The sequence below is a fragment of the Dactylosporangium sp. NBC_01737 genome, from assembly GCF_035963215.1.
Classification (GTDB): Bacteria; Actinomycetota; Actinomycetes; order Mycobacteriales; family Micromonosporaceae; genus Dactylosporangium.
This window is the reverse complement of record NZ_CP109153.1, coordinates 8,757,247-8,767,350: the sequence shown is the minus strand read 5'-3', so window position 1 is coordinate 8,767,350 and position 10,104 is coordinate 8,757,247. Positions and strand designations below refer to the sequence as shown.

Genomic DNA, 10,104 nt, shown 5'->3' with positions numbered 1-10,104 from the left:
GCTCCAGGAAACGGGGTGTGGGGGTGTTCAGCCCTTCACGGCGCCGGAGGTGAGGCCGGCGACGAGGTAGCGCTGGAGGATGGTGAAGCCGATGACGACGGGCAGGGACACGACCAGGGAGGCGGCCATCAGGTCGGGCCAGGCGGTCTCGAACTCGCCGAGGAAGGTGTTGACCAGACCGGGCGGCAGGGTCTGCTTGTCAGGTCCGGCGAGGGTCAGGGCGAAGATGAAGTCGTTCCAGCCGCGGATGAACGCGAACAGGCCGGTCGCGACCAGCCCCGGCAGCGACACCGGCAGCAGGATGCGGTGGATGATCGCGCCCTGCCCGGCGCCGTCCACCTTGGCGGCCTCGATGAGTTCGTCGGGGATGGTGTCGAAGAACCCTTTGAGCATCCACACGCACAGCGGCAGGGTGAACGTGGTGAACGACAGGATCAGCGCCAGATACGAGTTGATCAGCCCGACCTGCGAGAACACCAGGTACAGGGTGATCAGCAACAGCGCCTGCGGGAACATCTGCGACGCCAGGACCAGGTACATCAGCGAACGGCGGCCCCGGTACCGGAACTTGGCGAACGAGTACCCGGTGTAGGCCGCGACGATGACGGTCAGCACCGCCGTGACCGTCGACACGATCAGGCTGTTGGTCAGGTACCGCAACAGCTTCGGGTTGTCGAAGATCGCGGTGAAATGATCGAAGGTGACCCGGTCGGGGATGAAATGCGGCGGGAACCGGAACACGTCATGCGTCGGCGTCAACGCCGTGACCAGCACCCAGTACACCGGCCCGAACGCGAAGATCCCGATCAGCGCAACGGTCATGGCGGGGGCGAGGGTGCGCGGGCGGCGCGGCTTGCGGGTCGGCGCTCGCGGCGTCGGCACGGTGCGGGTGGGGCGCTCCTGGGTCATGGTCACGCGCGCTCACCCCGCTCCGACATCCGCAGGTAGACGACGACCAGGGCGAGGATCAGGACCAGCCAGAGTGCGCCGAGCGCGCTGGCGGTACCGAGGTCGAAGGCCTTGAACGCGGTGTCGTAGACGGCCACGGCGAACGTCGTCGTGGAACCCGCCGGGCCACCGCCGGTCAGCACGTAGATCATGTCGAAGTGCTGCACGTTCCAGATCACCTCCAGCAGCACGACGATGCCGAGAATCCCCCGCAGGTGCGGCAGCGTCACATGCCAGAACCGGTTGATCGCACCCGCACCGTCCAACGCCGCCGCCTCGTGCAACGCCACCGGTACCGTCTGCAGACCGGCGAGGAGCATCACCATGATCCACGGGAAACTGGCCCAGCTCTTCGCCACGATGATCGCGGCCATCGCCGTGCCCGGGCTGCCCAGCCACACGATCGGCTCGCCGACCAGGTGCAACTGGACCAGGAGGCCGTTGAGCAGGCCGTAGTTCGCGTTGAAGATCCACAGCCAGACGAACGACACCACCACACCCGGGATCACCCACGGCATCAGGAACAACCCGCGCAGCACCGCCCGGCCACGCAGCTTCGCGTTGAGGGCCAATGCCAGGGCGAACCCGATCACGACCGGCGCCACGGTCGCGCCGGCGGTGAAGACCACGGTGTGCTGCAGGATCGGCCAGAAGTTCTGGTCCAGCACCGTTCGGAAGTTGTCCAGGCCGACGAACGAGCGGCCGGGCAGCACCAGACTCTGGTCGAACAGGCTGGTGGTGAGGGCGCCGAGGAGGGGGTACAGCACCACGGCGCCGAGCAGGGCCAACGCGGGCAGCGTCAGCAGGAAGCCGAACGTGCGGTCGCTCAGACCGCCACGAACATTCATGTGGTACCTCAGTCGTCATCCAGGTCGATGAGGGAAGGGTCGAGGGTCGCGCGCAGCTCGACGCCCAGCTGCCACTCGACGTGGTCGCGGGCGGCCTGCTCGGCCTGCTCGGCGTCGCGGCGGCGCAGTGCGTCGAGGATCGCGGAGTGCTCGCTGATGACCTGATCCCAGGCGGGCTCGACGCGCACGCCGATGCGGTAGTGCTGCACGCGCAGCAGGGCCAGGTCGGTGAGCTCGCGCAAGGTCGCGTAATGGGTGGCGTCGGCGATGCCCGTGTGGAACCGCCGGTTGAGCGTGGACAGGTCGCGGTGGTCGCCGTCGACGAGCCGCTGCCGCATCTGCTCGTGCATCTGCTGCAGCTCGGCGAGCTCGGCGTCGCTGACGGTCGTGGCGGCCACGCGGGCGGCGAGGCCCTCGAGGGCGCCACGGGCGAGGTAGACGCCGCGCATCTCCCGCAGCGACAGCGGCGCGACCTGCGCGCCGGCGTGCGGGTTCGGCTGCACGACGAGGCCCTGGGTGGTGAGCCGCTGCACCGCCTCCCGCAGCGGGATCTTGCTGGTGCCGAGCTGGCGGGCCAGGGCGTCGACGTTGACCCGCTCGCCGGGCTTCAGCTCGCCGCTGAGGATCGCGTCACGCAACCGCTCGTAGACGAGATCGGCCTTGGTCTGGAATCCCGCGAGCGCCATGCGTTCCACTCCCCCGGTTCGGCGAAAGTATACTATCTACCTTGTGCGGATGAGTGTGACACGGAGATCCGGCGACGGACAAGCCCTCATCGTGGGTTTCGGCGAGGCGATGGTGCTGTTCCAGCCGGCCGGCGGCGCACCGCTCGAAACCTGCGGCTCCGCGACCGTGCACGTGGCCGGCGCGGAGCTGAACCTGCTCGCCGCGGCCGCCCGCGCCGGCGCGCGCACCGGGTTCTGCAGCCGCGTCGGCGCCGACCCCTTCGGCCGCCGGGTGATCTCGGCCGCGTCCTCGCTCGGCGTCGGCACCGGCCTGGTCGCCGTCGACGACACCCGGCCGACCGGGCTGTTCGTCAAGGACGTGCGACCCGACGGCGCCCGCCGCGTCCACTACTACCGGGACGGCTCGGCCGCCTCCGCTCTGTCCACGGCCGACGCCTCCCGCGCCCTCGCCGCCACGCCGTCCGTCGTCGCCGTCTCCGGTCTCACGGCCGCACTCGGGCACGGGCCGCGCCGGGCCGTGACGCACCTCGCCAGGCAGGCGCACGCCCGCGGCATCGCCGTTGCCCTCGACCCCAACCTGCGGCCGGGCCTCCCACCGGTGACCGACCTGCTCACGTCGTTGGTGCCGTTCACGACGTACCTGCTGCTCGGCCTCGACGAGGCGGTCCCCCTGTTCGGCACCGACGACCCGGCGTCGGTGTTCACGCGGGCGGCGGCGGCCGGCGTGACGGAGGTGGTCCTGAAGGCCGGCGCCGACGGCTGCTGGCACGCGGGCGGCAGCCGCTCCGAGAGCCCCCGCCACCTGCCGTCGGCCGCCGCGACGGTCGTCGATCCGGTCGGCGCGGGCGACGCCTTCGCCGGCGCATACCTGGCCGCCCGCCTCGCCGGCCTGCCCCGCGCGGCGCCGCCTGGCTCGGCACCCGGTTCGCCGCCGGCGTCGTCGCCTCCCACGGCGACACCGACGGCCTGCCGCCGGCACCGTCAGCCGCCGCCCTGCTCACGGAGGCCGCCAGGGTCGCCGCCAGCGGCCGGACTCATCCGCCCACAGACCTCCGCTCGTCACCGATCTGATCCCCGGATTGCGAGGAGTGCGAGGGACGCGGCGTGCCGGGGCGGGCCTCGGCGTCGAGTGTGTCAGCGCCTCGCCGTCGGCGGTCGGGTCGCGGACCGTGAAGTCGGCCGCTCCGCCGGGGGCAGGATGCACGCGTCGGGTGCCACGAACGCCATTGACAGGCTCAGGCGGGACGTTCGATCAGCTGGATGATCGGCAGCTCGCGGTCGGTCTGCTCCTGATAGCGGGCGAACCGGGGCGCCGCCGCGATGATCTGCTGCCAGGCCTGCTCCCGTGGCGCCCCGTGCAGCTGCTCGGCGGTCACGGCGACGATGCGGCCGTCGACCTCGATGCGGACCCGGTCGGGGTGCGCGGCGACGTTGTAATACCAGGCGGGGTTGTCCGCGGCTCCGTTGGCGGACGCGACGACGAGCCGTGCGCCGTCAGGGCCTGGGAACCAGCCGACCGGGGTGACGCGCTCGGCGCCGCTGCGACGGCCGACGGTGAGCAGCACGAGCGTGTTGAAGCCCATCATCGCGCCGCGCTTGCGGACGCGCCGGGCCATCAGCGTGTTCGCCCAGCGCATGAGCCGTCCTTTGGGTTGACGGTTGCCACGGGTACCCCGGTGGGTGTCGAAGCTCATCGGTTTCTCCTGTCCGGTTGCCGGGCCGGCCTGAGCAGTTAGCAGGTGCCACCCGGATGGCATCCCCGGCCCTCGCCGGCGAGACGTTCGAGCAGCGGCGCCAGGGTCCTGCGCTCCGCGTCCGTGAGCCGGTGCAGGATGATGTTGCGCTCCGCCACTGCCGCGGTGATCCGGTTGCGCAGCGCCGTGCCGGCGTCGGTGAGTGCGAGCAGCTTCACCCGGCGGTCCTCCCCCGGGACCCGCGCCACCAGTCCGCGCTCCTCCAGCTGGTCGGCGAGATTCGTGACGTAGGAGCGGTCACAGGCGAGCTGTTCAGCGAGGTCACGCATCGGCGCCGGGTGGGTGAGCAGCACGATCGCCCGGGCGAGAGGCATCGGCAGACCGACCGCGGCGACCGTGGCGGCGAAGTCGGCCTTCGCCTGCTCGGCGATGTCGACCAGCAACCGCACCAGCCGCCCCGCCTCGGCGAACCGCGCCTCCTGATCGCTCACGAGCGTCAGATTACTACACCAACTCAACAGTTGACTGACTCACGCATTCGAGCGGACGCCGGCCGGGTCACTCGTATTGGTTGCGGGCGCGGGGCAGGCCCACAGCGCGACACGGTACGGACCCGCGCCAGTGCGGCCGCGGGCGCGGGGTGCGGTAGCATCGACGCGGCACGATGCCATGGGAGCCGGCCGGTGCAGTCACCGCCGTGCGTGGGCGGATCCGCGCACGACCGTCTCCCAGGAGTGCTCATGTCGTTGAGATCGACGCTGTCCGTCCTGCTCGCCGCGGCACTGGTCGCGGTCACCTTCGTCGTCGCCCGGCCCGCCATGTCGGCGGCGGCGCCCGTGCGGATCATGCCGCTCGGCGACTCCATCACCGCCGGGCCGGGTTGCTGGCGGGCCAAGCTGTGGCAGCGGTTGCAGACCAGTGGGTACGCGAACGTCGACTTCGTCGGCGGGGTGTCCGACGGTGGCGGGTGCAACCCGGGGTACGCGTACGACTTCGACCACGAGGGGCACGGCGGGTACTCCGCGACCGGGATCGCGGACAACAACCAGCTGCCGCCGTGGCTGAGCGCGGCCCGGCCCGACGTGGTGCTCATGCACCTGGGCACGAACGACATGTGGGGCGGATACATCCCGCTGGCGACGAAGCTGGCCGCGTTCACGAAGCTGGTCGGGCAGATGCGGGCGAACAACCCGGCGGTGAAGGTCGTCGTGGCGCAGATCATCCCGATGAGCGCGGGAGCCTGCGCGACGTGCCCGGCGGACGTGGTCGCGTTCAATGCCGCGATTCCGGGGTGGGCGGCGGGGCTGACGACCGCGCAGTCGCCGATCGTCGTCGCCGACCTGTGGACGGGCTTCGACGCGATCGCGGACACCGGCGACGGGGTACACCCGAACGACGCCGGCTTCACGAAGATGGCGAACGCCTGGTTCCCGGTGCTCACCCGGGTCCTCGACGGCGGGGTCCAGCCCACAGCGAGCGCATCCCCGTCCCGGTCGGCAAGCGCGTCCCCGTCGACAAGCCCGTCACGGAGCCCGTCGGCCAGCGCTTCAGGTCGCTGCGCCGCCACGTACCAGGTGATCTCGCAGTGGGGCGGGAACTTCCAGGGTGAGGTCGCGGTGCGGAACACCTCCACCACCGCCTCCACGGGGTGGACGGCGACCTTCACGTTCACCGGCGGCCAGCAGGTCAGCCAGGCATGGAACACCGCCGTCGCGCAGGGCGGCGCGACCGTGACGGCCCGCAACGTCACCTACAACGGCGTGCTGGCGCCCGGCGGGTCGGCGTCGTTCGGGTTCCTCGCCAGCTGGAACAACAGCAGCAACCCGCTCCCGGCGGTCACCTGCACGCTGAGCTGAGCGCACCAGTGTGCCGGCCCGGGTGTTCCACGGGCTCGAACCGGGGCCCGGGCCCGGCACGCTGTGAGCAACCAGCGGACCTCAGTACACAGGAGCGCGTCATGCCCACGATCCACCTCAGCGAGACGACCACGGCGACGCCGGAGCAGTTCGTCGCCGGGCTCACCGACTTCGGGCCGGGGCGGCAGCAGCTGTTCGGCAACAGCGCCGACGAATACCTCAAGGTGCACGACCTGGGCCCGGACCGGGCCGACGTCACGGAGGGTTCGGGCGGCATCTGGGAGCGGCTGCGGTACGACTGGTCCGACCCGCACCGGGTGGTGATGACGACCGTCGACTCCAACATCTGGGGCGGCGCGTCGGGGCACACGTACACCTTCACCAGGCGCCCGGACGGGACCACCGGCGTCGACGCGGTCGTGGTCCGGCAGGGCCGCAACGTGCGAGGGCGGATCATCGGGTTTCTGCTCGGCACCGTCGCCAAGGGTCAGCTGCAGAAGGCACTGAGCCGCACGGTGAAGGCCATCGAGGCCCGGAACGCGACGCCATGACGGAGCCACGGCACTGAACGGACACGAAGGCCGGCACCGTTCATCAACGTGCGGTACCCGGCGTGACCGCCCGTGGCAGACGGGTCACCGGTCGAAGCGCAGGGAGCCGATGGCGAGGTCGAGGGCCGCCTCCAGGTGGTCGGTGCGGCCGGTGGCCAGGAGCAGCAGGACGCCGCCCTGAATGCCGGCCAGCAGGGCCGCGGCGGTGCGGTCGGCGTCCACGGCGGCGGCGACGTCGCCGGTGGACTGCATCGCGCGGATGCCGGTGGCGATCGCGGCCTGCCAGCGGTGCATGAGCCCGGTGACGACGGCCTGGGCCGCCGGGGTGCGGCGGGCGGCGTGGCCCAGCAGGACGTTGAGGGGGCACTGGGTGCCCTGCTCGCGGTAGCGCACGACGAGGCGGTCCCGCCACTGCTCCCACGCGGGCCAGGTGGTGAGCTCGCCGAGCATCGGCTGCTGATCGTCGAGGACCCGGTCGGCCTCGTACTGGGCGACCGCGAGCAGCAGCTCCTCCTTGCCGCCCGGGAAGTAGTGGAACAGCTGGCTCTTGCTGGTGCGGGTGTGCGCCATCACGTCCTCGAGGCGAACCTCGTCGACGCCGTGCTCGCGGATCTCGGCGGCGGCGCCGGCCACGATCCGGGACCGGGTCTGCTCGCCCTTGCTCGTCAGCGTGCGGGTCATCGGTCCTCCAGAACTGCCTGTGAACGTTCGGCGGAGGCACGGCGCACGCCGACCGCCGTGCCTCCGTGCCGCCGTGCGTCAGGTGCCGAGGCCGGTCGCGCGGGCCATGTACCCGGCATACCAGACGGGCCAGTCGGCGTCATGGTGACCGAGTTCCTTCTCGTATTCGCCGTGCGCGGCGGCCGCGTCCCGCAGCGCCTGCTCCACCTCGGCGGCCGAGGTGTAGACGACCTGCTCCACCCGGCCAGGGATCCGAGACGTGACCTCTGCTCCTTCCGGGGTACCTGTCGGCAACTGTGGTCCGTCCGGCCCGCGGTCGCCCCAGGGACACACCCTGGCCGGATCCCGGGGGTCAGCCGTTGAACACCGGCGGCGCGTAGCCGGCGGGCTTGTCACCGACGCCGAGACCCGGGTTGACCAGCCACGACTGGTACTGCGGGGTGAACATGCCGTAGGGCATGGCCAGCTGCGGCGCGCCGGCCTCGTCGAGGCGGCGGCGGTGCTCGGCCGGGAGCTCGAAGTCCAGGGCCGCGAGGTTGCCGTCGAGCTGCTCGACGCTGCTGGCGCCGATGACGGCGGACGCAACGCCGGGCTGGGTGACCACCCAGTTGATCGCCACCTGGGCCATGCTGCGGCCCAGTTCGAGCGCGACCGCCTCCAGGGCGTCGATCACCTTCCAGTCGCGGTCCGGGACCTCGCGGCCACCGCCGGCGGTGGCGAGGCGCCCGGGACCGGTGAGGCCGCCGGCGCCGCGGCGGTACTTGCCGGTGAGCAGGCCACCGCCGACCGGGCTCCACGCGGTCAGGCCCATGCCGAGCGTCCGGGCCATCGGCACGTACTCCGGTTCGATCCCGCGCGCGATCAATGAGTACGGCAGCTGCACCGTGACCATCGGGGTGAGGGCGTGCGCCTCGGCGTAGCTCTGCGCGCGGGCGGCGTACCAGGCCGGGACGTCGGACAGGCCGGCGTAGCGGATCTTCCCGGCCCGCACCAGGTCGTCGAAGGTCTGCACGACCTCCTCCACGGGCGTGATGCGGTCCCAGGTGTGCAGCAGGTACAGGTCGAGGTGGTCGGTGCCGAGGCGGCGCAGCGACGCGTCGAGGGCGCGGACGAGGTGCTTGCGGCCGTTGCCGCCGGCGTTGGGGTCCGACGGGTCGACGCTGTTGGTGAACTTGCTGGTCAGCACGAGCCGATCGCGGACGCCGGCGCGGGCGATGAGCCGGCCGAGGATGCGTTCGCTCTCCCCCGCCGTGTAGAAGTCCGCGGTGTCGATGAAGTTGCCGCCGGATTCGAGGTACCGGCGGAACATGGGCTCCACCTGCTCCTCTGTCTTTCCGTAGGCGGCGTGGAAGCCGTCGACGCCGAAGTTCATGGTGCCGAGCGCGAGCCGGCTGACCCGCAGTCCGGATCGGCCGAGCAGGTAGTAGTGGTGCATGAGGCCCCTCCGGGGTCGTCGGATCGTCGGTCCGACTGTGCCTCCGGAAAAATGGACCCGCCAGTCCAGAACTCGAGGCACCGACGATGCGGGCCGGGGCGGCGCCGGACGTGATCGCCGGAACGCCTGACCCGGCCGGTATCGCCGCCATACGCTGATTCGTGGTGAGAGTGTGACGGGCGGGATGCGATGACCACGGTGCTGCTGGCCGACGACGACCAGGGTGTGCGGACCATGCTGTCGATCGTGCTGGGCACCGCGGGTTTCGAGGTCGCCGCCCACCAGGACGGGGAGTCCGCGCTGCAGGACGCGCTGCACCGGGTCCCCGACGTCGCGGTGCTGGACGTGTCGATGCCCGGCATGTCCGGCCTCGACGTGTGCCGGGTGCTGCGGGCGCATCCGCAGACCGCGCACGTGCCGATCGTGCTGCTGACCGCGCTGGGCCAGTGGCTGGACGTGTCGTCGGGGTTCGACGCCGGCGCCGACGACTACGTGGTCAAGCCGTTCAGCCCGAAGGATCTGCTGCACCGCATCGAGCGGCTCCTCGACCCCGCCGTGCCTCACATGTAGGTCATCGGGCAGCCGTAGCGCAGCGAGTGCTCGGCCGCCTGCCGGTACACCGCGACGTAGAACGTGACGGGGTCCTCGATGCTGTTGCTCAGCGCCAGCGTGCCCCGCGGCAGCGCAACGGGCAGCCCGACCTCCGCGGCCATCGGCGCCACCAGGTCCAGCGCGCGGTGCGCGCTGAGCACCACGGTCTGCTCGTCGTCGTACGCGTTGCCGGCCGGCAGCCTGATCAGACCGTCGAACGGCACCGGGACCAGCATCGCCGCCTCGAGCACGTCCCCGGCGCCGTGCCGGTCGCACAGCCGCGCGAAGCCGTCCATCGGCGGCGAGATCTTCTCCTCGAAGCTGTCCTGCGGCGGCACCGTCAGCGACTGGCCCGCGTAGGGGTCGAGGCCGCGCTCGGCGAGGGCGCGGTCCAGCAGCGTGCGGAGGACGTCGTCGTGTGCCCAGCTGTCGGGCCCGACGTCGACGAGGTACATGCCCATGCCGGCACGGTACCGGCACCGCCGGCGCCCCCGTGCGTTGCGTTCCGTGCAACGCCACCGCGAACTGCTCACCACCGGCCGCGCCGGACCGCTCAGCGAGCAGCAGCAGCGCATGGTCACCGTCACCCTGCCGGCGACCCTGCCGCCCGACGGCGCACGCACCGCGACCCGCCGCCGGTCCACCGGCGCCGGGCGTGCGGCCGTGATCCCCGGTGCAGGTGCCACCCTGGGCGAGGAGGCGGCGCGGACCGGGTGCTGTCAGGTCGGCCGAGGCTGACCGGCGCGGAGTTCGACCGCATCGAGGCGACGATCATCGGGCGTTCCCCGCCGCGGAGAGGCGGTGCAGACCGCGC

14 protein-coding genes are annotated in these 10,104 nt (G+C 71.7%); 5 read left to right on the top strand and 9 right to left on the bottom strand.

Features of this window, described 5'->3' with window-relative positions:
- Nucleotides 1-27: 27 nt before the first annotated feature.
- Genes OHA72_RS39825 through OHA72_RS39815 form a run of 3 tightly spaced genes read right to left on the bottom strand, consistent with a single transcriptional unit; the run spans nt 28 to nt 2,482 of the window.
- Nucleotides 28-909 (bottom strand): carbohydrate ABC transporter permease, encoded by an 882-nt coding sequence (locus tag OHA72_RS39825; protein ID WP_327011754.1) that lies wholly within the window; start codon nt 907-909, stop codon nt 28-30.
- 2 nt (nt 910-911) lie between these two features.
- Nucleotides 912-1,796, bottom strand: coding sequence for a carbohydrate ABC transporter permease (locus tag OHA72_RS39820; RefSeq protein ID WP_327001250.1), 885 nt, complete (start codon nt 1,794-1,796; stop codon nt 912-914).
- Between the two features lie 8 nt (nt 1,797-1,804).
- Nucleotides 1,805-2,482 (bottom strand): GntR family transcriptional regulator, encoded by a 678-nt coding sequence (locus OHA72_RS39815; RefSeq protein WP_327001249.1) that lies wholly within the window; start codon nt 2,480-2,482, stop codon nt 1,805-1,807.
- A gap of 49 nt (nt 2,483-2,531) precedes the next feature.
- Between OHA72_RS39815 and OHA72_RS39810 the strand changes: the two genes are divergently transcribed.
- Complete coding sequence (locus tag OHA72_RS39810) at nt 2,532-3,746, top strand: sugar kinase (protein WP_327001248.1); 1,215 nt, start codon at nt 2,532-2,534, stop codon at nt 3,744-3,746.
- On the opposite strand, the gene OHA72_RS39805 is transcribed toward OHA72_RS39810, so the two are convergent.
- Both OHA72_RS39805 and OHA72_RS39800 read right to left on the bottom strand, forming a co-directional pair.
- Complete coding sequence (locus OHA72_RS39805) at nt 3,718-4,176, bottom strand: nitroreductase/quinone reductase family protein (RefSeq protein ID WP_327001247.1); 459 nt, start codon at nt 4,174-4,176, stop codon at nt 3,718-3,720. The genes OHA72_RS39810 and OHA72_RS39805 overlap by 29 nt on opposite strands.
- A 38-nt stretch (nt 4,177-4,214) precedes the next feature.
- Nucleotides 4,215-4,667 (bottom strand): MarR family winged helix-turn-helix transcriptional regulator, encoded by a 453-nt coding sequence (locus OHA72_RS39800; protein ID WP_327001246.1) that lies wholly within the window; start codon nt 4,665-4,667, stop codon nt 4,215-4,217.
- Nucleotides 4,668-4,916: 249 nt separating this feature from the next.
- Between OHA72_RS39800 and OHA72_RS39795 the strand changes: the two genes are divergently transcribed.
- Both OHA72_RS39795 and OHA72_RS39790 read left to right on the top strand, forming a co-directional pair.
- On the top strand, nt 4,917-6,032 hold the full coding sequence (locus OHA72_RS39795) for a cellulose binding domain-containing protein (protein WP_327001245.1): 1,116 nt from the start codon (nt 4,917-4,919) through the stop codon (nt 6,030-6,032).
- Nucleotides 6,033-6,133: 101 nt separating this feature from the next.
- The gene (locus OHA72_RS39790; protein ID WP_327001244.1) at nt 6,134-6,583 is read left to right on the top strand and encodes a hypothetical protein; all 450 of its coding nucleotides are present in this window, start codon (nt 6,134-6,136) and stop codon (nt 6,581-6,583) included.
- An 84-nt stretch (nt 6,584-6,667) separates the two neighbouring features.
- On the opposite strand, the gene OHA72_RS39785 is transcribed toward OHA72_RS39790, so the two are convergent.
- The 3 genes from OHA72_RS39785 to OHA72_RS39775 all read right to left on the bottom strand — a co-directional run bounded on the left by OHA72_RS39785 (nt 6,668) and on the right by OHA72_RS39775 (nt 8,699).
- Nucleotides 6,668-7,264 (bottom strand): TetR/AcrR family transcriptional regulator, encoded by a 597-nt coding sequence (locus OHA72_RS39785; protein WP_327001243.1) that lies wholly within the window; start codon nt 7,262-7,264, stop codon nt 6,668-6,670.
- A 78-nt stretch (nt 7,265-7,342) separates the two neighbouring features.
- Complete coding sequence (locus tag OHA72_RS39780) at nt 7,343-7,504, bottom strand: hypothetical protein (protein ID WP_327001242.1); 162 nt, start codon at nt 7,502-7,504, stop codon at nt 7,343-7,345.
- Nucleotides 7,505-7,616: 112 nt separating this feature from the next.
- Nucleotides 7,617-8,699, bottom strand: coding sequence for an aldo/keto reductase (locus OHA72_RS39775; protein WP_327001241.1), 1,083 nt, complete (start codon nt 8,697-8,699; stop codon nt 7,617-7,619).
- 189 nt (nt 8,700-8,888) lie between these two features.
- On the opposite strand from OHA72_RS39775, the gene OHA72_RS39770 reads away from it, so the two are divergent.
- A complete protein-coding gene (locus tag OHA72_RS39770; RefSeq protein ID WP_327001240.1) occupies nt 8,889-9,269 on the top strand; it encodes a response regulator transcription factor in 381 nt (126 codons plus the stop codon).
- Here OHA72_RS39770 and OHA72_RS39765 read toward each other — a convergent pair.
- Nucleotides 9,260-9,751, bottom strand: a complete 492-nt coding sequence (locus OHA72_RS39765) for a hypothetical protein (RefSeq protein WP_327001239.1) — start codon at nt 9,749-9,751, stop codon at nt 9,260-9,262. The two genes, OHA72_RS39770 and OHA72_RS39765, sit on opposite strands and share 10 nt — an antisense overlap.
- A gap of 46 nt (nt 9,752-9,797) precedes the next feature.
- Here OHA72_RS39765 and OHA72_RS39760 point away from each other — a divergent pair, with 46 nt between their 5' ends.
- Nucleotides 9,798-10,028 carry a hypothetical protein gene (locus OHA72_RS39760; protein ID WP_327001238.1) on the top strand — a complete coding sequence of 77 codons (231 nt, stop codon included), beginning with the start codon at nt 9,798-9,800 and terminating at the stop codon, nt 10,026-10,028.
- Nucleotides 10,029-10,104 lie beyond the last annotated feature (76 nt).

What these genes read in the sequence shown, in the direction of transcription:
- OHA72_RS39805 (WP_327001247.1), bottom strand. Translation starts at nt 4,176, where the DNA reads ATGAGCTTCGACACCCACCGGGGTACCCGTGGCAACCGTCAACCCAAA.
- OHA72_RS39815 (WP_327001249.1), bottom strand. Translation starts at nt 2,482, where the DNA reads ATGGCGCTCGCGGGATTCCAGACCAAGGCCGATCTCGTCTACGAGCGG.
- OHA72_RS39825 (WP_327011754.1), bottom strand. Translation starts at nt 909, where the DNA reads ATGACCCAGGAGCGCCCCACCCGCACCGTGCCGACGCCGCGAGCGCCG.
- OHA72_RS39790 (WP_327001244.1), top strand. Translation starts at nt 6,134, where the DNA reads ATGCCCACGATCCACCTCAGCGAGACGACCACGGCGACGCCGGAGCAG.
- OHA72_RS39810 (WP_327001248.1), top strand. Translation starts at nt 2,532, where the DNA reads ATGAGTGTGACACGGAGATCCGGCGACGGACAAGCCCTCATCGTGGGT.
- OHA72_RS39775 (WP_327001241.1), bottom strand. Translation starts at nt 8,699, where the DNA reads ATGCACCACTACTACCTGCTCGGCCGATCCGGACTGCGGGTCAGCCGG.
- OHA72_RS39795 (WP_327001245.1), top strand. Translation starts at nt 4,917, where the DNA reads ATGTCGTTGAGATCGACGCTGTCCGTCCTGCTCGCCGCGGCACTGGTC.
- OHA72_RS39770 (WP_327001240.1), top strand. Translation starts at nt 8,889, where the DNA reads ATGACCACGGTGCTGCTGGCCGACGACGACCAGGGTGTGCGGACCATG.
- OHA72_RS39820 (WP_327001250.1), bottom strand. Translation starts at nt 1,796, where the DNA reads ATGAATGTTCGTGGCGGTCTGAGCGACCGCACGTTCGGCTTCCTGCTG.
- OHA72_RS39765 (WP_327001239.1), bottom strand. Translation starts at nt 9,751, where the DNA reads ATGGGCATGTACCTCGTCGACGTCGGGCCCGACAGCTGGGCACACGAC.
- OHA72_RS39785 (WP_327001243.1), bottom strand. Translation starts at nt 7,264, where the DNA reads ATGACCCGCACGCTGACGAGCAAGGGCGAGCAGACCCGGTCCCGGATC.